The 22236-nt window shown below is 50.9% G+C and carries 22 protein-coding genes, 1 tRNA gene and 1 other RNA gene; 10 read left to right on the top strand and 14 right to left on the bottom strand.

Features of this window, described 5'->3' with window-relative positions:
- Nucleotides 1-49 precede the first annotated feature (49 nt).
- Nucleotides 50-499 (bottom strand): curli major subunit CsgA, encoded by a 450-nt coding sequence (csgA, locus tag OGX97_RS11655; protein WP_008784338.1) that lies wholly within the window; start codon nt 497-499, stop codon nt 50-52.
- Nucleotides 500-539: 40 nt separating this feature from the next.
- On the bottom strand, nt 540-995 hold the full coding sequence (csgB, locus tag OGX97_RS11650) for a curli minor subunit CsgB (protein ID WP_032941802.1): 456 nt from the start codon (nt 993-995) through the stop codon (nt 540-542).
- A 760-nt stretch (nt 996-1755) separates the two neighbouring features.
- Here csgB and csgD point away from each other — a divergent pair.
- From csgD to csgG, 4 genes are read left to right on the top strand one after another with little or no spacing between them, the layout of a single operon-like run.
- Nucleotides 1756-2406, top strand: a complete 651-nt coding sequence (gene csgD, locus OGX97_RS11645; RefSeq protein WP_003832092.1) for a biofilm master transcriptional regulator CsgD — start codon at nt 1756-1758, stop codon at nt 2404-2406.
- Nucleotides 2407-2410: 4 nt separating this feature from the next.
- A complete protein-coding gene (csgE, locus tag OGX97_RS11640; RefSeq protein ID WP_008784336.1) occupies nt 2411-2809 on the top strand; it encodes a curli production assembly/transport protein CsgE in 399 nt (132 codons plus the stop codon).
- Nucleotides 2810-2834: 25 nt separating this feature from the next.
- Nucleotides 2835-3248, top strand: a complete 414-nt coding sequence (gene csgF / locus OGX97_RS11635; protein WP_003832089.1) for a curli production assembly/transport protein CsgF — start codon at nt 2835-2837, stop codon at nt 3246-3248.
- A 25-nt stretch (nt 3249-3273) separates the two neighbouring features.
- Nucleotides 3274-4107: a curli production assembly/transport protein CsgG gene (gene csgG, locus OGX97_RS11630; protein ID WP_003036082.1), complete on the top strand. Its 834-nt coding sequence runs from the start codon at nt 3274-3276 to the stop codon at nt 4105-4107.
- A 46-nt stretch (nt 4108-4153) separates the two neighbouring features.
- On the opposite strand, the gene OGX97_RS11625 is transcribed toward csgG, so the two are convergent.
- The 4 genes from OGX97_RS11625 to ghrA all read right to left on the bottom strand — a co-directional run bounded on the left by OGX97_RS11625 (nt 4154) and on the right by ghrA (nt 7202).
- Complete coding sequence (locus OGX97_RS11625) at nt 4154-4636, bottom strand: DUF1097 domain-containing protein (protein WP_032934412.1); 483 nt, start codon at nt 4634-4636, stop codon at nt 4154-4156.
- Nucleotides 4637-4737: 101 nt separating this feature from the next.
- Entirely contained in the window at nt 4738-5292 is a 555-nt protein-coding gene (locus OGX97_RS11620; protein WP_003832084.1) for a TorD/DmsD family molecular chaperone, read from the bottom strand.
- A gap of 23 nt (nt 5293-5315) precedes the next feature.
- Nucleotides 5316-6053, bottom strand: a complete 738-nt coding sequence (locus OGX97_RS11615; protein ID WP_008784332.1) for a phosphatase — start codon at nt 6051-6053, stop codon at nt 5316-5318.
- A 210-nt stretch (nt 6054-6263) separates the two neighbouring features.
- Nucleotides 6264-7202, bottom strand: coding sequence for a glyoxylate/hydroxypyruvate reductase GhrA (ghrA, locus tag OGX97_RS11610; RefSeq protein ID WP_057067489.1), 939 nt, complete (start codon nt 7200-7202; stop codon nt 6264-6266).
- A gap of 236 nt (nt 7203-7438) precedes the next feature.
- Between ghrA and OGX97_RS11605 the strand changes: the two genes are divergently transcribed.
- Nucleotides 7439-7526: transfer RNA gene (locus OGX97_RS11605), tRNA-Ser, on the top strand.
- 44 nt (nt 7527-7570) lie between these two features.
- Nucleotides 7571-7707, top strand: a non-coding RNA gene (locus tag OGX97_RS11600) — RtT sRNA.
- 142 nt (nt 7708-7849) lie between these two features.
- Here OGX97_RS11600 and phoH read toward each other — a convergent pair.
- From phoH to putP, 5 genes are all read right to left on the bottom strand, one after another.
- The gene (gene phoH, locus OGX97_RS11595) at nt 7850-8638 is read right to left on the bottom strand and encodes a phosphate starvation-inducible protein PhoH (protein ID WP_032942942.1); all 789 of its coding nucleotides are present in this window, start codon (nt 8636-8638) and stop codon (nt 7850-7852) included.
- A 522-nt stretch (nt 8639-9160) separates the two neighbouring features.
- Entirely contained in the window at nt 9161-10444 is a 1284-nt protein-coding gene (efeB, locus tag OGX97_RS11590; RefSeq protein WP_008784328.1) for an iron uptake transporter deferrochelatase/peroxidase subunit, read from the bottom strand.
- A gap of 5 nt (nt 10445-10449) precedes the next feature.
- Complete coding sequence (gene efeO, locus OGX97_RS11585) at nt 10450-11577, bottom strand: iron uptake system protein EfeO (RefSeq protein WP_060682395.1); 1128 nt, start codon at nt 11575-11577, stop codon at nt 10450-10452.
- A 58-nt stretch (nt 11578-11635) separates the two neighbouring features.
- Nucleotides 11636-12469: an iron uptake transporter permease EfeU gene (efeU, locus tag OGX97_RS11580; protein WP_032942940.1), complete on the bottom strand. Its 834-nt coding sequence runs from the start codon at nt 12467-12469 to the stop codon at nt 11636-11638.
- Nucleotides 12470-12682: 213 nt separating this feature from the next.
- Complete coding sequence (gene putP / locus OGX97_RS11575; RefSeq protein WP_008784326.1) at nt 12683-14191, bottom strand: sodium/proline symporter PutP; 1509 nt, start codon at nt 14189-14191, stop codon at nt 12683-12685.
- A gap of 422 nt (nt 14192-14613) precedes the next feature.
- On the opposite strand from putP, the gene putA reads away from it, so the two are divergent.
- Entirely contained in the window at nt 14614-18576 is a 3963-nt protein-coding gene (putA, locus tag OGX97_RS11570) for a trifunctional transcriptional regulator/proline dehydrogenase/L-glutamate gamma-semialdehyde dehydrogenase (RefSeq protein ID WP_079934903.1), read from the top strand.
- A gap of 59 nt (nt 18577-18635) precedes the next feature.
- Nucleotides 18636-19031: a lysozyme inhibitor LprI family protein gene (locus tag OGX97_RS11565; RefSeq protein WP_032936250.1), complete on the top strand. Its 396-nt coding sequence runs from the start codon at nt 18636-18638 to the stop codon at nt 19029-19031.
- Here the strand turns inward: OGX97_RS11565 and rutR are convergent.
- From rutR to OGX97_RS11550, 3 genes are all read right to left on the bottom strand, one after another.
- A complete protein-coding gene (rutR, locus tag OGX97_RS11560) occupies nt 19028-19666 on the bottom strand; it encodes an HTH-type transcriptional regulator RutR (protein ID WP_103285002.1) in 639 nt (212 codons plus the stop codon). The two genes, OGX97_RS11565 and rutR, sit on opposite strands and share 4 nt — an antisense overlap.
- A gap of 58 nt (nt 19667-19724) precedes the next feature.
- Nucleotides 19725-20639 (bottom strand): DMT family transporter, encoded by a 915-nt coding sequence (locus OGX97_RS11555; protein WP_003832060.1) that lies wholly within the window; start codon nt 20637-20639, stop codon nt 19725-19727.
- A 161-nt stretch (nt 20640-20800) separates the two neighbouring features.
- Nucleotides 20801-20974 carry a general stress protein gene (locus OGX97_RS11550; protein ID WP_003036022.1) on the bottom strand — a complete coding sequence of 58 codons (174 nt, stop codon included), beginning with the start codon at nt 20972-20974 and terminating at the stop codon, nt 20801-20803.
- Nucleotides 20975-21360: 386 nt separating this feature from the next.
- Between OGX97_RS11550 and wrbA the strand changes: the two genes are divergently transcribed.
- Both wrbA and OGX97_RS11540 read left to right on the top strand, forming a co-directional pair.
- Nucleotides 21361-21957, top strand: coding sequence for an NAD(P)H:quinone oxidoreductase (gene wrbA, locus OGX97_RS11545; protein ID WP_003832057.1), 597 nt, complete (start codon nt 21361-21363; stop codon nt 21955-21957).
- Nucleotides 21958-21977: 20 nt separating this feature from the next.
- Nucleotides 21978-22205, top strand: coding sequence for a YccJ family protein (locus OGX97_RS11540; protein WP_003036015.1), 228 nt, complete (start codon nt 21978-21980; stop codon nt 22203-22205).
- Nucleotides 22206-22236 lie beyond the last annotated feature (31 nt).

The raw sequence follows: 22236 nt of genomic DNA, 5'->3' as shown, positions 1-22236 counted from the left end.
GAAAAAAAACAGGGCTTTCGCCCTGTTTATTATCAGTCAGAAAACTGAATTAGTGCTGGTTAGCTGTAGCATTGTTGCCATAACCAACCTGCTGAATCAGCACATTGGAGTCAGACGCTGTCTGATTAACCACAGCACCGTTACGACCACCAAACTGAGTTACGCTGATATCAGCATTTTTTGCATTCCACTGATTGATATCAGCACTGTTCTGGAAGCCGGTCTGTTTCAGGCTAATGGTACTGTCATCAGCACCTTGGCCGACGGTCGCACCGTTACCATGTCCGTGTTGTGTGATAGTCACGTCTGATTTACGTGCATCACTTTGCAGCGCATTCGCAACGTTACTAGAGCCAAATTGGTAAATACTCATTGAAGAGTCTGGGCCATAGTTGCTACCGCCACCATGATGATTACCGCCCCATTGCGGAACAACACCTGCCAGAGCACTGCCAGAAACTACGATTGCTGCGAATGCTGCCACTTTTAAAAGTTTCATGGTAAACCCCCATCGGATTGATTTAAACGTCGTTTATGGATTAGCGTTGAGTAACGCGAATTGCCATTTGCGACTGTCTCTGCACCACAACTGCTGTTTTTTGTGTACCGTACTGGGTAATATTGGCTTTATTACCAGAGCCTTTCTGGATAATCATCGCCGTATTACCGTAAGAGCTTTGTTTAATACTCGCATCATTAGAGCTACCCGTTTGATCAATATATGCAAAGTTATTTGATCCCGTCTGATCTGTTTTCGCCCGGTTACCTGAACCTTCTTGCGAAATGACCGACAATAACTTGGTGCCCTCCTGGCGAGTATTTGCACTATTAGCAGTACCAACCTGACCAATAATGGCTGCCTGATTAAATGAAGACTTACTTAATTCATTTACCGCAAAGTTATATTCTGAATTAGCTAAATCATAACTGGTTGCGGATGCAATCCCAGGCACACCCAGTATTGTAAACATCATAAATAACAACTTGTTTTTCATGTTGTCACCCTGGACCTGGTCGTACATGAAGTTAAATTAATTACCACTCAAATTGTTGTTAACATGACTTACATTTGTTAACGCCACGTTACGATGAAGAGTATGTCTGTGGAAACATTTTAAATAACTCACCCGCGAGTGGTATTTTTATATCCGGATTCACACCAAAGTACTAATTAACAGTGAATAACACCGCTTCAGGTCTGGCTTTTATTTTTATTTTGCTATCAGTAATGAATTTCTATGCAGTCACTGAGAAAGTGCATTTTGCACGATATCAGGGCCTCTCAGTACAACGTCGAGATAGACATCGGTACAAGTCGTGACAAAGGTCATTTTTTTCCATCTAAAATTGACCAACGTAAATTGAGACAAGGATTTTAGAATTCATTAGAAATCTAAAACTCAACATCTATTAATTAAATGATTTAAAATCAATGCGTTACTATAATTTGTATGATTTTTTAAATCTATGCAGCAAAGGTAAAATGTACAACTTTCCTATCAAATCTAAACTCTAATAAAACCATAAAATCACATTTCAATATATAATTTTACAAGTTGTTACATGTTTAACACTTGCTTTAAGATTTGTAATAGCTAGATTGAAATCAGTTGAAGTCCATTTGTTTTAATATTTTTACCCCTTTGGGTCGATATTTTATATCTACACAGCAGTGCAACATCTGTCAGTACTTCTGGTGCCTCTATTTTAGTAGAGACAGCTGTCAGGTGTGCGACTAAAAAGTGGAGTTTCATCATGTTTAATGAAGTCCATAGTATTCATGGTCATACATTATTGTTGATCACAAAACCTTCTTTGCAGGCAACTGCATTATTACAGCATTTAAAACAATCACTGGCACTCACCGGAAAACTACATAATATTCAACGTTCTCTGGATGATATATCCTCCAGCTGCATTGTTTTACTGGATATGATGGAGGCAGATAAAAAACTGATCCATTACTGGCAAGATAATTTGAGTAGAAAAAACAACAATATAAAGACGTTATTGTTGAATACTCCTGATGATTACCCTTATCGGGATATCGAAAACTGGCCGCATATCAATGGTGTTTTTTACGCAACTGAAGACGAGCAGCGTGTCGTAAGCGGCTTGCAGGGTATCTTGCGCGGTGAATGTTACTTCACGCAAAAACTTGCCAGTTATCTGATCACGCACTCTGGAAATTATCGTTATAACAGCACGGAGTCGGCACTGCTGACGCACCGTGAAAAAGAGATCCTTAATAAATTGCGTATCGGCGCCTCAAATATTGAAATCGCTCGCTCACTGTTTATCAGTGAAAATACGGTAAAAACACATCTTTATAATCTTTTCAAAAAGATAGCTGTCAAAAACCGTACGCAGGCGGTCTCATGGGCCAATGATAACCTCAGGCGATAAAGCCATGAAACGGTATTTGACCTGGATTGTGGCAGCAAATTTATTCTTTGCTGCCGGGAGTCTGCACGCAGCGACAACCGTAGAGGTGGAGGTTCCCGGGCTGTTAACTGACCACACTGTCTCTTCAATCGGGCATGATTTTTATCGGGCCTTTAGTGATAAGTGGGAAAGCGAGTACACAGGAAACTTAACCATTAATGAAAGACCCAGTGCGCGTTGGGGAAGTTGGATCACCATAACGGTCAATCAGGACGTTATCTTCCAGACTTTTTTATTTCCGACGAAAAAAGACTTCGACAAAATTGTAGTCTTCGCATTGGCACAAACTGAGGAAGCATTAAATCGCCGGCAAATAGATCAAACACTATTAAGCACTAGCGATTTAGCGCGTGATGAATTCTAAAACATGATTTTGTCCGGAGGCTTTCATGCGTGTTAAACATGCAGTGGTTTTGCTCATGCTAATTTCACCATTAAGTTGGGCCGGAAACATGACGTTCCAGTTTCGCAACCCAAACTTTGGTGGCAACCCGAATAATGGTGCTTTTCTGTTGAACAGCGCCCAGGCCCAGAACTCATATAAAGATCCAAGCTATGACGATTACGGTATTGAAACCCCGTCAGCTCTGGATAACTTTACTCAGGCGATTCAGTCACAAATTCTCGGTGGCCTACTCACCAACATTAATACCGGTAAACCAGGAAGAATGGTGACCAATGATTTTATCATTGATATCGCCAACCGGGACGGACAACTGCAATTGAATGTCACCGACAGGAAATCGGGGAAAACTTCGACAATTGAAGTGTCGGGTTTACAAACACAGTCGACCGACTTCTAAGTTATAGCCACGAAAGGAAATAATCATGCAGCGTTTACTTATCATGGTGGCAGTAATTTTACTCAGCGGATGTTTAACAGCTCCGCCTCAAGAAGCCGCTAAGCCGACATTAATGCCCCGAGCCCAAAGCTATAAAGACTTGACGCATCTGCCTATGCCTACAGGTAAGATCTTTGTGTCGGTATACAACATTCAGGATGAGACTGGCCAATTTAAACCTTACCCGGCAAGTAACTTCTCAACCGCCGTCCCGCAAAGCGCCACGGCTATGCTTGTCACTGCATTGAAAGATTCTCGTTGGTTCGTCCCACTGGAACGTCAGGGGTTACAGAACTTGCTTAACGAACGCAAAATCATTCGTGCAGCTCAGGAAAACGGTACGGTTGCGATTAATAACCGGATCCCGCTACAGTCCCTGACCGCGGCAAACGTCATGGTTGAAGGGTCAATTATCGGTTATGAAAGCAACGTTAAATCGGGTGGTGTCGGTGCACGTTATTTTGGTATTGGCGCCGATACGCAATACCAGCTCGACCAGATAGCGGTAAACCTGCGCGTAGTTAACGTCAGCACCGGTGAGATCCTGTCGTCAGTGAATACCAGTAAAACCATTCTGTCTTATGAAGTACAGGCTGGGGTGTTCCGCTTTATTGACTACCAGCGTCTGTTGGAAGGTGAAATTGGCTACACCTCTAACGAACCGGTTATGCTTTGTCTGATGTCAGCGATTGAAACGGGCGTTATCTTCCTGATTAATGACGGCATCGATCGCGGATTGTGGGATTTGCAGGATAAGAAACAAGTTGATAATGACATCCTGGTTAAATACCGTCATATGTCGGTACCGCCAGAATCCTGATGGGTCTATACAGCATAAAAAGCGTGAGGAAAACCCTCACGCTTTTTTATTTACTGGTCAGCGTCGACGATATTCTATTTTCACGGCGAGATGCCAGCCACAGACCACTGTTTTTCATTGCATAGCCGAATACGAGGCCCAGTGCCAGTGACGGTACAACCAGTCGCCAGTCGCCCTGCCCTGCAAATGTTGCACATGCGCCAATGAACGTGCCCGGTACAAATGAAAGCAACCATTGCTTTGCCTGGATACACATCAGAAACGCGACAATTCCTGTCATGACATAACCAATAATGTCCATATGCGGAGCAAGCGCGCTACCGTTAATAATCACCAACGCCCACACCACACCGCTTAACAGCGTACACGCCGAGATCCACAGTCCTTTTAACCCACCTTGCGGGCAGGCGAAATAAGCCGTGCAACCCAGAAAGCCAGCCCAACTGAGTAAACCAAGAGAAACGGCCACCCATCCCCAGATCCCGGAGAGAATGCCCGTTGTGATTGCAATTGAGAGAAGTATGTTCATGCCGCGCATCTTAGCAGAAAAACGGCATGGTAATGAGATCGCGCACACAATTTATGCAAGCTTATAAATTGAGTTGCACTATTGGGTGACGCACGTCACATTTATTCGTCTGTATCTTCCTGCAATTCGTCCCACATCGCACCAATGGCATCACGCGTCAGCGGTGCTATCGTACGCCAGAAAGGCGTGTTCGCGTGCGCTTCAACTTTACCAAGGAACGTACCGCACCAGGGCAGCAAGTAGTCTACAAACAAGGTTTCAAGCGCCTCACTTTCATCTTCCGCAGACTGGTCTTCAAGCCATGAAGCCGCCAGCAACAGCGTACCAATGTGATCTGCCGGTGTATCAGCAAGCGGCATGCCCCGGGCTGAAAGAAATGCACGAACATCGGATTCTTTCGCCCCTTCTACCCAGGCACTACGATAAGGCGGCACTGCACACTCGTCACCGACAAACAGCGCGTTGTAATCTGCAGCCAGCTGGGGCATATCGCAGCTCTTCTGTAAACGGGTGAGCAGTTCGTCCTGTTCCAGCGGCCAGTTGGCGGACAGTTTACCTTCACTAATCAGGGTAAACAGGGGAACCAGTAAAGGGTCCTGCGGTTGGCGGTAAAACAGCGAGCCCAGTACACGACACAGGATAGAAAACTCGTTCATTGATATATTCCAGTTAGTAACAATTACAGTTCAGCAAATTCCGCGATCGGCTCCATGCCTCGCGATTCCAGAAACGCCAATAGACGTTTAGGTGTGACGTTTAAAATTCTGTCTTCAGGGAAATTAACATCATCCAGGATTTTACGGCATTCGCCAAATTCTCCCAGCGTGAAAGCGGTATGTGAATCCGACCCTAACGCCACCCATCCACCAGCATCACGCACAGCCGCAGCAACCGCACGGCAATTATCCTCACTGCCCTTACGCGAATGCAAAAACGAAGAGTTATTGATTTCCAGTGCAACCTGGTACTTTGCCGCCGCCTGCGCAATTGCTTTAATATCAACAGGATATTTTGGATTTCCCGGATGACTGATGATGTGCACATTACCGCTGGCCATCGTAGCTATCATTGCCTGGGTATTGGTGTCTTTATCGTGAGGTGCAAAAACCGGCTCATGGAAGCCCGCAATAATGAGGTCCAGGGAGGTAAACATCGGACCTGAACAGTCAATTTCACCTTCAATATTCTTAATATTGGCTTCTATTCCACGCAGGATCCCCACGCCATCCACGACACGCGGCCAAATACGCATATTGATAAAGTGCCAGTGGTGAGGTGCATCCGCCATGTCCGGTCCATGATCGGTAATGGCAAATAGCTTGATGCCTTTGCGACGAGCTTCCGCGATGTAATCACTTAAGGTGCTGTAGGCGTGGGTGCTGGCGACGGTATGCATATGCAGGTCAACGGGATACATAACTCTCTCCTGTAGTCATTTTCCGTCAAGGATAGCAGGTATCGCCGCCATTAATACCCTAAAAATTCGAGTCGCAGGCAGGTGGCAAGGGAGTGATACCCGAATCACTTACTTAAGTAAGTGATTCGGGTGAACAACCGTAGCCAACGCACATGCAGCTTGAAGTATGACGGGTATTTTAGCTGAAACCCGGTACCTGCCGGGTTACCATTAATATCCCCGAACGCGATTGACCTGACCTGTTACGACTTGCCCGCTCTCCAGGTTCATAATCGTGCGGGAGATATAGTCCACCGCTTCTGCCGGACGGGTAACTGCGGCAATATGTGGCGTCATCGCCACACGCGGATGTTTCCATAATGGGCTGTTTTCTGGCAGCGGTTCACGGCTATAAACATCCAGCATGGCCCCCTTCACCTTGCCGCTTTCCAGCGATGCCAGAAGATCGTCTTCATTGAGATGAACACCGCGTGCAAGGTTTAGCACGTAGGCGCCATCCTGCAATTGGCTAAGTAAATCAGCGTTAATAATGCCTACGGTTTCTGCCGTATTAGGCAGAAGGTTGATCAGCACGCGAGTTTGACTCAAAAACGCGCCCAGTTCCTCAGTACCGGCGAAGCTTTCCACGCCAGACCAGGATTTACGCGTACGACTCCAGCAGCGCAGTGGGAATCCCCATGCCTGCAGGCTTTCGGCAACTTTTGCGCCCAATACCCCAGCCCCCATGATCCCGACGGTAAACTCCTCGCGAGTATATTCTGGCAACGGCTGCCATTTCGCCTGATTTTTCAATGCTTGATAATCATCAAAGCGACGAAACCAGTGCAGCACCTGACTGACAGCATATTCCTGCATTTGCAGGCCCATACCCGTATCTTCCAGACGGAAAAGCGGGATCGACGCATCCAACATTTCCGGATGAGCATTGAGTTTACTGAGAATAGAATCGACGCCCGCGCCCAGCGCAAATACGGCTTTTAATTTTCGTCCTGCGAGCATTTCAACCGGCGGATGCCAGACCAGCGCATAGTCAGCATGTGCATTATCACCCGCTTTCCACTCACGTACGTTCGCACCAGGTATTGCCTTTGCCAACGCATTAATCCACCAGGTCGTATCGAATGTTGGGTGATAGAAAATTATATCCATATTGTCTCCTGAACATTGTTGTGCGGAACTTTCTCGCACTTATTATCATCATTTTTCGAGGGAACATCAGAGTAGCAAATTTTAGGATGCTGGCAAAAAAAACAATTCCCGCTTATTTATGCTCCATGTTGCTTGAAGTTTGTGTAAATGCACATTTTTTTCAAAAAGTTGATTGACGGCGGGGCGGTGTTTCCCCTACATTAGCGCCCGTTCCGGTAGCACAGGAACAACAATATGGTGAGGTGTCCGAGTGGCTGAAGGAGCACGCCTGGAAAGTGTGTATACGGCAACGTATCGGGGGTTCGAATCCCCCCCTCACCGCCATATTTTAAGAAGAGCTCGTACGAAAGTACGGGCTTTTTTTTCGCATGTTGCACATCTACGGGGGGATGAGAAGCCCCGACCGGGGTTCGACTGCTGGCGCAGCCAGCTGGACAGACCGCGAACGGAGTGAGTGGGCTGCCCGAAGGGCGAGCGAAGCGAGTCAATCCCCCCCTCACCGCCATATTTTAAGAAGAGCTCGTACGCAAGTACGGGCTTTTTTTTCGCATGTTGCACATCTACGGGGGATGAGAAGCCCCGACCGATCATGTACTGGCGTCAAACAACAAAGCCCGGTTTCCCGGGCCTTGAAGACGGAGTACTTATCAGTTGTAAGCGTTGAGCGTCCGCTGACAGAGCGCAGAGCGGACGCAATCGTCTTTATTGAAACGAACAATCCCAACCATCTCATCTTCTTCGAAACGGGCCAGCGCATCGCTAAGCCCTGAGCGAACGTGGGCTGGTAGATCGCACTGGGTCACATCCCCATTCACAATCACCGTCACATTCTCCCCGAGGCGGGTCAAAAACATCTTCATTTGCGCAGCAGTGACGTTCTGAGCCTCGTCAAGAATGACCACTGCATTTTCAAAGGTACGTCCACGCATATAGGCGAACGGCGCGATTTCCACCTTACCAATCTCAGGTCGCAGGCAATATTGCATGAAGGAGGCTCCCAGCCGTTTGACAAGCACGTCATACACGGGGCGAAAATAGGGAGCAAACTTCTCGGAAACATCTCCAGGTAAGAAGCCGAGGTCTTCATCAGCTTGCAGAACTGGACGGGTTACAATGATCCTGTCCACATCTTTATGGATCAGGGCCTCTGCTGCTTTTGCCGCGCTGATCCAGGTTTTACCACACCCGGCTTCACCGGTGGCGAAGATCAGCTGTTTACTCTCGATAGCATTCAGGTAGTGCGCCTGAGCTTCATTCCGCGCCGTGATTGGCGAGGCGTCGCGACTGTCACGCGCCATACCAATCGTTTCTACGCCGCCCATCTGCACAAGCGAGGTGACCGATTCATCTTCACGTTGCTTATGGCTACGCGAATCCCGCCTCAGCACACGTTTTGCTTCACGACGAGCTTTGATCACTGCTTTTTGTCTTCCCATGGATAGCACCTTGAGTTGTAGGTATACATCACACGCGCCGTTGGCGGCACGATTATGCGCACGAACATCTGAGGGTTGGCTTCCTTGTAAGCCATTGCTTGCTTTCGGATAAGACGCCACGCACAGCTACGCGCACCGTACAGGGCGTCAGTTGCGAAGATAAGAAGTGAATGAGAGAGAGATTTAGCGGTGACGAGGAGGCTACCGGAAGAGAAACGTCCGCGTAAGGTACTGCTGTTACTGTGAAAAACATGTCCAGTACAGGACTTTTCCATTCGCGATCTCCATAGTGAATGACAATCACCGCCGGGAACTACCGCTATTACTTATAATTACATCATAACCTTTCGCTAATGCAACAATATTTTTACTTGTTGTTAACTTAAATTCTGTCTTATCACCAGAGACAGTCTCTTGCAGAAAGATGACAGAATTATTTCAGTCGCATACCGATCATAAAAAATAGTTTGTTCCTTCATCAAGATGTCAGGAAAAACCCCGCTGTACTGCGGGGCATAATCATCAGGCTTCAAGCAGAGACTGTCCCAGATAATTATCTGCAGTTTTAACACCCGGCAAAGCAAAGAAATATCCCCCACCAATCGGTTTGACATATTCTTCCAGCGCTTCACCGTTCAGACGTTTCTGCACTGTCAAAAAACCTTTTTCCAGATCGTGTTGATAGCAGACAAACAACAGCCCCATATCCAGTTGACCGGAATTAGTCACACCGAGCGAATAACTGTAGCCACGACGCATCATCAGGCTGGAGTCGGTCTCTTTCGTACGCGGATTTGCGAGACGGATATGGCTGTCGAGCGCAATCACCTCGCCTTCAGGATCGCTGGCATAGTCAGGCACATCATGCTCATGCTGCATACCCAGCGGTGCGCCGGTGTGTTTATCGCGACCAAAAATCGTTTGCTGCTCTTTCAGCGGCGTACGATCCCAGAACTCAACGCGAAACTGAATGAGCCTGACGGCCTGATAGCTTCCGCCTTGCGCCCAGGCAGGCTCGCCCTGCCCGTCCGTAACCCACACCACGTCTTGCATCAACTTCGCATCCGTAGCGTCCGGATTCGCGGTGCCGTCTTTAAAGCCAAGCAAATTGACCGGGGTCTCTTTGCCTTTACTGCGTGCGGCGTGGTCGGAAATAAAACCTTCACGTTTCCAGCGCACGCTAAGGAGATCGGGCGTATGTTTAATGATATCGCGCAACGCGTGGATGACGGTGTCCTGGGTGTTGGCACAAATCTGCAGCAGCACATCGCCATGGCACAGCGCCGCATCCAGCGAATCATTCGGGAAACGGGTCATTTTTTGCAGCTTTTTCGGCATCTGCGATTTCAGTCCATAGCGTTCATCAAACAGCGAGGAGCCGACTGACAACGTCATCGTCAGGTTGTCTGGCGCAATGTATGCGCCGAGGATACCTGAATCCATAGGGGGGAGACGCGGATTCGGCGTATCCGGCGCCGGTCCACCGGTGGTCAGAAACGCAAATCGGCTGGTCAGCAACCGGAATAAACGCTCAAGATCGGCCTTATCGCTGGCGAGAACATCGAACGCCACCAGCATCATTGATGCCTGCTGCGGCGTCAGGATCCCCGCCTGATGCTGACCATAAAACGGCTGCGCTTCACTACGTGCATCCGGAGACAACGTGCCCGGCGCGCTTTGTGGTTTTTGCGCGTGGGCAACCGGACACCCACCCGCCAGCGCCAGCGCCCCACCCAGGGCGCCCATCCCTTTCAGTAAACGTCGGCGTGACGGTTCGCTCACGCCGTTTTCATTATCTTGCTGCATAGTGCTTAATCCAGACCCAGAACACCGCGTAATTGCGACAAATCTTCCGCCAGCGTCGTGATTGGCCCTTTCAGTGCATTACGATCGGCGTCAGTCAGTTTGTCATAGGTTTCAAAGCCGTCTTTGGTACGGTACTTGCTCAGAATGGTATCGACCTTTTTGAAGTTCGCATCCACCTTCGCAAGCAGTTCAGCATTGGATTTTTGCAACTGAGGACGCAAGAGATCGACAATTTTCTGCGCACCATCGACGTTAGCCTGGAAATCCCACAGATCGGTATGGCTATAGCGATCTTCTTCCCCACTGATTTTGCTGGCAGCAACTTCTTCAATCAGTCCTGCTGCCCCGCCAACAACTTTAGACGGTGGGAAAGCCAGCTCGCTAATACGCGTTTGCAGGTCAAGAACATCGCTGTTTAATTGGTCGGCGTACTTATCCATACCTTTGGTGGTATTGTCGCCAAACAGCGCTTTCTCCAGGCGGTGGAAGCCGGTGAATTTAGGATCGGCGGCTTTTTGTTCGTAATCATCTTCCCGCGCATCGATGCTGCCGTCGAGATCGGAGAACAGTTCAGCAATCGGTTCAATACGCTCATAATGCTGACGGGTTGGCGCATACAGCGATTTCGCTTTTTCCAGATCGCCTGCCTTAATCGCATCGGTAAAGGCTTTAGTGCCCGCAACCAACTGCGCGGTTTCGGCTGTCACATAGGCTTTGTATTCGGTAATCGCGCCGCTCAGACTCAGCAGAGCCTCGCTTTGCGCGGCATCCGCCGTTGCGCTACCTTTTACGATCAGTTTGCCTTTCGGGTTAGTCAACAGACCGCAGGTCATATCATATTCGCCAGGCTGGAGGTTAGCGGTCATTTTCTGGCTAAAGCCTGGTGCAATGTTTTCGCGCTCTTCAACCACCATAACGCCTTTGAGGATCTCCCACTCCAGCGCTTTCTGGCTATGGTTCTGGATGATGAACTGCGTTTTCCCGGCATTAACCGTGATAATCATCGGTTCACATTGTTTGTCGTTAACCGTGACTTTCACCTGCGGAATATCGGCAGCTTGTGCATTAAAAGCGGAGGCAAACAGCGCGGCGATACCTAGCTGCAGCGCACTACGGCGAAAATTAAACGTCATAACCTATCCCTATAAATAAGTATGTTGTAACTAAAAAGTATTCTGCATCGCGTTTTTATCAAGGTGCGGTACGCGATGCCGTAGTGCCTGAACGCGGCGGTAGCGCAAACATAACCAACGCCGGAATCAGGTAGATAAACCAGACAGCGACTTCACTAACGCTTGGCGCTTCCTGATAGCCGAAAATGCCTTCCATCAATGTGCCAAACAGTGAATGCGTCGACAGCACACTGCTCAGGTCAAACGCCACATCCTGAAAATGATTCCACAACCCGGCTTCGTGGAAAGCGCGGATTGCCCCAGCGGCAAGACCGGCAGCCACCAGCAAAATGAACAGGCTGGTCCATTTAAAGAATGCCCCGAGGTTGAGGCGAATGCCGCCGAGGTAAATCAGGTAACCCAGTACCACCGCGGTAGCCAGTCCCAGCATCGCGCCTAACGGCGGCCAGATACCTACATCCTGCTGGAATGCTGCCAGCAGGAAGAACACCGACTCCAGCCCTTCACGGGCAACAGCAAAAAAGACCATCATCACCAGCGCCCAGCCGTGATGGTTGCCGCGTTGCAACGCGTTATCGACAGCCTGTTCAAGCTGGACTTTGACGTTGCGCGAAACTTTACGCATCCAGAACACCATCCAGGTGAGGATCACCACGGCAATGACCGCCACGATGCCTTCAAACAGCTCCTGTTCCTTTTGCGGAAATTCACCGGTGGTTTCGTTGATGAAAATCCCTAACGCCAGGCATAACGCCGCCGCCAGCAGAACACCAATCCACATCACACCAATCCATCGACCACGCTGAGTCCGTTTCAGGTAGCTGGCAATCAGGCTGACAATCAGCGCGGCCTCTAACCCTTCGCGCAACATAATTAGAAATGGAACAAACATGCGAAGAACCCTTAAACGTTATTCTCAGTCAATTGATGAAAAGAAAAGTAAATTACAGTGATAGTGATTATCATTACAGCAAAGAAAAACTCAAGCAGAATGTTTTGAGAATGATGACTGAATGTAAAAGGCCAGGCGGGTAATGGTTATAGCAGGTTTACAACGGAAGCAATAAAAAAGCCCGCACGCGGCGGGCTTGAAGACAGAGGCAGATTATTCTGCCTGTAAACGCGATGGCGGAGCTGAGTGATAATGCGCATCAGCCTCGGCAAAACGTTGCTGCATAGCAGTTGAAGGCGCTTTACCCAACAGGCTGAAGGCCACAATACCGATGCTGCCGAAAACAAAGCCCGGGATGATTTCATACAGACCCAGCCAGGCAAACTGCTTCCAGACGATTACCGTCACCGCACCAATGATCATCCCTGCCAGCGCGCCGTTGCGGGTCATACGCGACCACATTACGGAGAACAGGACTACCGGACCAAACGCAGCGCCGAAGCCCGCCCAGGCGTAGCTTACCAGACCAAGTACACGGTTCTCCGGGTTCGCCGCCAGCGCGATAGACACCAGCGCCACGACCAACACCATGATGCGGCCAATCCACACCAACTCTTTCTGGCTGGCATTTTTACGCAGGAACGCTTTGTACAAATCTTCGGTGATTGCGCTGGAGCACACCAGCAGCTGGCAGCTCAGGGTCGACATAACCGCAGCGAGGATCGCAGACAGCAGGATACCGGCAATCCACGGGTTGAACAGGATTTGCGCCAGTTCAATAAACACACGCTCGGCGTTCTGGTTAACGGCACCGGCAAGCTGTGGGTTGTTGTTAAAGTAAGCAATACCAAAGAAGCCCACGGCCACAGCACCTGCCAGACACAGAATCATCCAGGCCATGCTAATGCGGCGAGCATGAACGATGCTATGGTGGGAATCTGCAGCCATAAAGCGCGCCAGAATATGCGGCTGACCAAAGTAGCCCAGACCCCAGCCCATCAGGGAAATGATGGCAACAAAATTCAGCCCTTTGAACATGTCCACGTTCTCAATGCTCTTTTGTTTAATCACTTCCAGCGAATCGTCGAATCCACCCACGCCAATGACTACCATCACCGGCGTCAGGATCAGAGCAAAGATCATCAGGCTGGCCTGGACGGTATCGGTCCAGCTAACCGCCAGGAAACCACCAATAAAGGTATAAATGATCGTCGCGGCCGCGCCCGCCCACAGTGCTGTTTCGTAGCTCATGCCAAAGGTGCTTTCAAACAGACGAGCCCCTGCCACAATACCGGAAGCACAATAGATGGTGAAAAACAGCAGAATAACCAGCGCGGAGATAATACGCAGAATTCGGCTTTTATCTTCAAAGCGACCGGTAAAGTAATCCGGTAACGTCAGCGCATTGTTATTGTATTCGGTGTGTACGCGTAAACGTCCGGCCACCAGCTTCCAGTTGATCCAGGCGCCCAAAATAAGGCCGATGGCGATCCAGCTTTCTGAAATCCCCGACAGGAAAATCGCGCCAGGCAGACCCATCAGCAACCAGCCGCTCATGTCAGATGCCCCGGCGGATAACGCGGTCACGAATGGACCCAGACTGCGTCCACCCAGAATGTAATCGTCAAAGTTTTTGGTTGAACGCCATGCAATAAACCCTATCAATATCATGCCGAAAATATAGACACAGAATGTCACTAACATCGGTGTGCTAATAGCCATCAAAACTCTCCAAAATTATGTATCAGCAATGCCGTGGCTTGCCGTTTTATTACCCTGCCGGAACGTGGCAAAGATATCTATGTTGACCAGGGCGACCGTATCCTGCCGGAAGCGATGGTTATTCACAATCGATTTAACACACCATTTACATCAAATTTGATCCAGAGTAGATAGCATTTTTCTGTAGGTTGCACTCTCTCACATTTTTTTCGGTTGCACCTTTTAAAAGTGTTAACTACCGCAGAGAAAAAGATTCTGTAATTTATACAGCCCACATCATAAGACTCATATTTATTAACATCTCATTCATTTCCAAGCTTGCAAACCAAGTCACATTTAACACGGTTGCACAAAGTTGCAACATAGTGGATATTTCTCGGTAACTATCAGACCCGTATTTCAGTACAACAGGAGTAAACGGCATGGGAACCACCACGATGGGGGTTAAACTGGATGACGCCACGCGCGAGCGTATTAAAACAGCAGCATCACGAATCGATCGCACGCCACATTGGCTGATCAAGCAAGCCATCTTTAATTATCTCGAAAGACTGGAAAATGACGACGCGCTTCCTGAACTGCCGGCCCTGCTGGCGGGTGCCGCGAATGAGGGTGAGGAGTCAACCACGCCGCAGAATGAAGCGCATCAGCCTTTCCTGGAATTTGCCGAACAGATCCTGCCGCAGTCAGTTTCCCGCGCAGCAATCACCGCCGCGTACCGCCGAGCCGAAACCGATGCTGTGCCGATGCTGATGGAGCAGGCTCGTCTGCCGCAACCCATCGCGGAGCAAGCGCACAAGCTGGCGTACGATCTGGCTGACAAACTGCGTAACCAAAAGACCGCCAGCGGCCGCGCCGGGATGGTACAGGGTTTATTGCAGGAATTCTCACTTTCTTCGCAGGAAGGGGTCGCGCTGATGTGCCTGGCCGAAGCCCTGCTGCGTATTCCAGATAAGGCAACCCGCGATGCGTTGATCCGCGACAAAATCAGCAACGGCAACTGGCAGTCGCACATTGGACGCAGCCCGTCCCTGTTCGTCAACGCGGCGACCTGGGGGCTGTTGTTTACCGGTCGTCTGGTTTCTACGCATAATGAAGCCAGCCTCTCACGCTCACTCAACCGTATTATCGGCAAGAGCGGTGAACCACTGGTGCGTAAAGGCGTCGACATGGCGATGCGCCTGATGGGCGAACAGTTCGTCACCGGAGAGACTATCGCCGAAGCGCTGGCTAACGCCCGTAAACTGGAAGAAAAAGGTTTCCGCTACTCTTACGACATGCTGGGCGAAGCAGCTCTGACCGCCGCCGATGCCCAGGCTTATATGGTTTCGTACCAACAGGCAATCCACGCCATTGGTAAAGCCTCAAATGGTCGCGGCATCTATGAAGGGCCGGGCATTTCTATCAAGCTGTCAGCGCTGCATCCGCGTTATAGCCGCGCGCAGTATGACCGCGTGATGGATGAACTCTATCCGCGTCTGAAGTCGCTTACTCTGCTGGCCCGCCAGTACGACATCGGTATCAATATCGATGCTGAAGAGGCCGACCGACTGGAGATCTCCCTCGATCTGCTGGAGAAACTGTGCTTTGAACCTGAACTCGCGGGCTGGAACGGTATCGGCTTTGTTATTCAGGCCTACCAGAAGCGCTGCCCGTATGTTATCGACTACCTGATTGATCTCGCCACGCGCAGCCGCCGTCGCCTGATGATCCGCCTGGTTAAAGGCGCCTACTGGGATAGCGAAATCAAACGTGCGCAAATGGACGGTCTGGAAGGTTATCCGGTCTATACCCGTAAGGTCTACACTGACGTTTCCTATCTGGCCTGCGCGAAAAAACTGCTTGCGGTACCGAATCTGATCTACCCGCAGTTCGCCACCCACAACGCCCATACGCTGGCGGCGATTTATCAGTTGGCCGGTCAAAACTACTATCCGGGTCAGTACGAGTTCCAGTGCCTGCACGGTATGGGCGAACCGCTGTATGAGCAGGTCACAGGTAAAGTTGCCGATGGCAAACTGAACCGTCCATGCCGTATTTATGCGCCAGTCGGCACGCATGAAACGCTGCTTGCGTATCTGGTGCGTCGTCTGCTGGAAAACGGCGCCAACACCTCGTTCGTCAACCGCATTGCAGACACTACCCTGCCGCTGGATGAACTGGTAGCCGATCCGGTCGAAGCCGTTGAAAAACTGGCGCAGCAGGAAGGCCAGGCTGGTCTGCCACATCCGAAGATTGCCCTGCCGCGTGACCTGTACGGTAAAGGCCGCGAAAACTCAGGCGGGCTGGATTTAGCGAACGAACATCGTCTGGCCTCACTGTCCTCCGCCCTGCTTAACAGCGCGCTGCAAAAATGGCACGCTAAACCGATGCTCGAACATCCGGTTGCTGACGGTGAAATGACCCCAGTCGTCAACCCGGCCGAACCGAAAGACATTGTCGGTTATGTGCGTGAAGCGACTCACAGCGAAGTGGAACAGGCATTGCAGAACGCGGTAAATAACGCGCCGATCTGGTTCGCCACACCGCCACAAGAGCGCGCCGCTATTTTGCATCGCGCCGCCGTTCTGATGGAAGGCCAGATGCAGCAGTTAATTGGCATTCTGGTGCGCGAAGCGGGCAAAACCTTCAGCAACGCCATTGCGGAAGTGCGCGAAGCGGTAGACTTCCTGCACTATTATGCCGGTCAGGTCCGCGATGACTTCGATAATGAAACCCATCGTCCGTTAGGGCCGGTGGTCTGTATCAGCCCCTGGAACTTCCCGCTGGCCATTTTCACCGGGCAGATTGCCGCTGCGCTGGCGGCGGGCAACAGCGTGTTGGCAAAACCCGCGGAACAAACTCCGCTGATTGCCGCCCAGGGTATTGCCATTTTACTCGAAGCAGGTGTGCCGCCAGGCGTGGTGCAACTGTTGCCTGGCCAGGGCGAAACGGTCGGGGCACAGCTCACTTCCGATGAGCGCGTACGCGGCGTCATGTTTACCGGCTCAACGGAAGTCGCCACGCTGTTGCAACGTAATATCGCGACCCGCCTTGATGCTCAGGGGCGTCCAATCCCGCTTATCGCCGAAACCGGCGGGATGAACGCCATGATCGTCGACTCTTCTGCGTTAACGGAACAGGTCGTGGTCGACGTTCTGGCTTCTGCCTTTGACAGCGCCGGACAGCGCTGCTCCGCGCTTCGCGTCCTGTGTCTGCAGGACGATGTCGCCGACCATACGCTGAAAATGCTGCGTGGCGCAATGGCGGAATGCCGCATGGGTAACCCGGGTCGCCTGACCACCGATATTGGACCGGTAATCGATGAAGAAGCCAAAGCCAATATTGAGCGCCATATTCAGGCCATGCGCGCCAAAGGGCGTCCGGTGTTCCAGGCTGCGCGCGAAAACAGCGACGATGCGCGTGAATGGCAAACCGGTACCTTTATCGCGCCGACGCTTATCGAGCTGGAAAGCTTCGACGAATTACAAAAAGAGGTGTTCGGTCCGGTACTGCACGTTGTGCGTTACACCCGCAACAATCTGGGCAGTCTGATTGAGCAAATTAATGCCTCCGGCTATGGCCTGACGCTGGGCGTGCACACCCGTATCGATGAAACCATCGCCCAGGTCACGGGTTCGGCACATGTGGGGAACCTGTACGTTAACCGCAATATGGTCGGCGCCGTCGTCGGAGTGCAGCCATTCGGTGGCGAAGGCTTGTCAGGAACCGGGCCAAAAGCGGGTGGACCGCTGTATCTGTACCGCCTGCTGGCAAACCGTCCGGAAAATGCGTTAGGCATTACGCTTGCCCGTCAGGATGCCGAATACCCTGTCGATGCACAGCTTAAAACGGCGCTCGTTCAGCCGCTGGAAGCGCTTAGCGAATGGGCAACCGATCGTCCAGCACTGCGTGCGCTCTGCCAACAGTTTGGTGAACTGGCGCAGGCCGGAACGCAACGCCTGCTGCCAGGCCCCACCGGCGAGCGCAATACCTGGACGCTGTTGCCGCGCGAACGCGTGCTGTGTATCGCCGATGATGAACAGGATGCGCTGGTACAGGTTGCCGCTGTAACTTCCGTTGGTAGCTTAATCCTGTGGCCAGATGATACATTCCATCGCGACCTGGCAAAACGCCTGCCAGCAGTAGTTTCCGGGCGCATCCAGTTTGCCAAAGCGGACAACATCACTACGCAGCCGTTTGATGCGGTTATTTTCCACGGTGATTCCGATCAGCTTCGCGCACTGTGTGAAGCGGTGGCGGCCCGCGAAGGGGCGATTGTGTCGGTCCAGGGCTTTGCCCGCGGCGAAAGCAATATCCTACTGGAAAGGTTGTATATTGAGCGCTCCCTGAGCGTCAATACCGCCGCAGCCGGGGGGAACGCCAGCCTGATGACAATCGGCTAAGGTTGTGGTTAATTAAGGCTCCGGTAACGGGGCCTTTTTTTATGAAGCCAGAGGGAAGCATGAAACGAATCGTACTGACATGTGCAGCGCTGCTGCTTAGCGGCCAGGCGCTGGCGGATGACTGCGCCAACGCGAACACGCAGATTGAGATGAACACCTGTGCGGCAGAGCAGTATAAGGCGGCCGACGCCAAACTTAATGAAACTTATCAGAATGCGCTGAAGCGCGCCGCCCCAACCCAGCGCGATTTACTGAAAAAAGCGCAAATATCCTGGATAACTTTGCGCGATGCGGACTGTGCGTTAATCAGTTCTGGCACTGAAGGCGGTAGCGTTCAGGCGATGATTTCCAGCCAGTGCCTGACGGATAAGACCAACGAGCGCGAAGCGTTTCTCGCCTCACTTTTGCAGTGTGAAGAAGGCGATTTAAGCTGCCCGTTACCGCCGGCCAGTTAACGCACGCGGATCCCTTCAATAATCATCCGCTGTACGCTCTCCACCGTTTGGTTAAAAAAGGCTTCATCACGCAGCGTTGCGCCCGTCACCGCCTCTACCTGTGGGGCAAAATCGGCGTAGTGCTGAGTTGAAGCCCAAATCATAAAAATCAGATGATGCGGATCGACCGGAGCCAGTTTTCCGCTTTTGATCCAACCGGCAATCAGCGCGGATTTCTCATCAATTAGCGTTTTAAGATCCCCCTCCAGTTCTGCCATCAATAAAGGCGCTCCGGCCAGCATCTCCATACAAAACAGCCGTGAGGCCTGAGGGTAATCGCGCGACACTTCCAGCTTAAGGCGAATGTATTCTTTAATGGCCACCAGCGGCGCAAAGTCTTCGCGAAAAGCTTTCAATGGAGCCAGCCAGATGTCGAGGATCTGCCGTAAAACGGCAATATAAAGCACCTCTTTTGACGGGTAGTAATAAAGTAGATTGGTTTTTGACACGCCCGCCTGCTCTGCCACCTGCTCCAGGCGCGTGCCGTGGATCCCATATTGGGAGAAGATATTTAATGCCGCGGTTAAGATGGCCTCGCGTTTTGCACTGACGGCCTGCGAGCGCTTACCTGTTTTTTTCTCTGCGCGTTGGACCATGCGCCCTCTCCTTCTTGTGAGGGCGTCAGCATACCAAATCACGCGGTGAATGGTTAAATTAAAGCGATTCCGGCGGCGCCTCTTGTCCAAGCGCTTTTTTCTTTTTGAACTTCAGCTCGCTGACCAGTACGCCAACAATAATGAATGCCGCACCAAGCAATGCAAGTAGCGGTAAGCGTTCACCCGCCAGACGGCCAAAGATCCCCGCCCACACCGGTTCACCGGTATAAATAACCGTCGCGCGCGTCGGCGAAACGCTGCGCTGCGCCCAGTTCATGGTGACCTGAATAATCGCGCTAAAAATACCCAGCCCCAGCGCCACCACCAGCAATCCGGTAGACATTGGTGGTACGGTCTCTCCGGCCGGTCCCATCGCCATAAACGCCACTATCGAAGCGGTTGCCAGTTGCACTACCGTTACCCGACGAACATCCACTTTTCCTGCCCACGCGCTAATCAGGATAATTTCTGCCGCAATCGCCACCGCACCGGCGAGCGTGATCCACTCGCCTTCGCCTAAAGCCAGTAAATTGCCTCCCGGTCCGGCCAGAAAAATCAATCCGATAAAGGCCAGCACAATGCCGACGCACGGCATCAGACCTGGCATGCGTCCCAGACACAACCATTGTAAAAGCGGCACCAACGGTACGTACATCGCGGTAATAAACGCCGATTTACTGCTGGGAATAAACTGTAACCCCCAGGTTTGCAGACTATAACCCAGCGCAATTGCGATACCGATTGCAACCCCTGCTTTAACTTCCAGCCACGTCAGCTTGTGCAATGTGTGTAACGACAAAAGCGCGACCGCCAGCGCGGCAGTGGCAAAACGCACACCGACAAAGAAAAAAGGGCCGCTCAGGGTAACGGCATATTGCACCGCCAAAAACGTGCCACCCCAGAACATGGTGATCACAATGAGGATCGCTTCCTGAGGTTTAACAGAGAAGGAATAACGAGAAAGTAATGACATGAGACACCCGATTAACTGAATGTCATTAGTCTGCGTTGCGTTTTGTTACAGTTCAACCTTGCAGACAAAAAAAACCGCCGGAAAGACCCGGCGGCGGTGGCTACGTAACGTCTGTCTCTGACTCTCAGCCGTCACGACATATCTGACAGATAGCCCGACAATTACGATTTGTTGTTGCCGTGACTATTTTTGCCCCCTTTTTTGCCTGCCTCTGAAGCGCGTTGCGGGTCATTCTTGAAGTTGCCCCCGCTGTGCTGGCCACCTTTTCGACCTGCTTCTGATGCTCTTTCGCGGTCTTCCGCAAAGTTGCCGGAACCGCCCCGATGGTTTGCCATTACTGACCTCCGTCATTGATTAGACATCATATTGCATAGGTACTGAGGAGTGATACCTCACGCAGCGTTACGGGCGAGGCCCTGAAAATAACTGCGTGGGAATAAGCATAGTGAAGTGTGGCCAGGGCAGACGCTAACTGTAATATCCTGCAACAGGATCAGGAGTGACAAATAAATAATCACCATAAGAAATCAATAAGTCTTTCTTATGACTACCGAATTCTACCCGGTTAAATATGTATCATTTTGCTACAAAGAAGGTTGTTATAAAAATTGTTATAAATCAAAGAAGTGATTGTGAAATTTGCACTCCTGACAGTACGTCATATCTTTAAAGGTAGGTAGCGAATCGCTACGGACACGGTTAACTCGAGGAGTAGTGTAAAATGGCAAAAGTTCTGGTGCTTTATTATTCCATGTACGGACACATTGAAACTATGGCCCACGCAGTCGCAGAAGGCGCAAATAAGGTAGATGGCGCGGAAGTGATTATTAAGCGTGTACCAGAGACCATGCAGCCCGAGATTTTCCTTAAGGCTGGCGGCAAAACACAAAACGCACCAGTCGCAACCCCGCAAGAACTGGCTGATTACGACGCCATCATTTTTGGTACCCCCACGCGCTTTGGCAATATGTCCGGTCAGATGCGTACCTTCCTCGACCAGACTGGCGGGCTGTGGGCCTCTGGCGGCCTGTACGGCAAACTCGCCAGCGTATTCAGCTCAACGGGAACCGGCGGCGGTCAGGAACAAACCATTACATCAACCTGGACTACGCTTGCCCACCATGGGATGGTGATTGTACCTATCGGTTACGCGGCGCAAGAGCTGTTTGATGTCTCTCAAGTTCGCGGCGGTACCCCTTACGGTGCAACCACCATTGCCGGAGGCGACGGCTCCCGCCAGCCAAGTCAGGAAGAGTTATCTATCGCCCGCTATCAGGGTGAATATGTCGCAGGTCTGGCAGTAAAACTCAACGGCTAATCTTCAACAGGAGGATTCGAATGCCAACTCAAGAAGCGAAAGCCCATCGCGTCGGCGAATGGGCAAGTCTGCGCAATACATCGCCGGAAATAGCCGAAGCCATTTTTGAAGTCGCACATTATGACGAGAAACTGGCGGAAAAAATTTGGGAAGAAGGTAGCGATGAGGTACTCATCAAAGCCTTTGAAAAAACAGACAAAGATTCGCTCTTTTGGGGTGAACAGACTATCGAACGCAAAAACGTCTAGCGCGCTGACTCCCCCGCGAACACGGGGGAGT

Origin of the sequence: Citrobacter sp. Cpo061, from assembly GCF_030332845.1 — a bacterium.
In the GTDB taxonomy this organism is placed as follows: domain Bacteria; phylum Pseudomonadota; class Gammaproteobacteria; order Enterobacterales; family Enterobacteriaceae; genus Citrobacter; species Citrobacter portucalensis.
The sequence above is the reverse complement of the archived record's forward strand: the minus strand, read 5'-3'. Positions and strand labels throughout refer to the sequence as shown.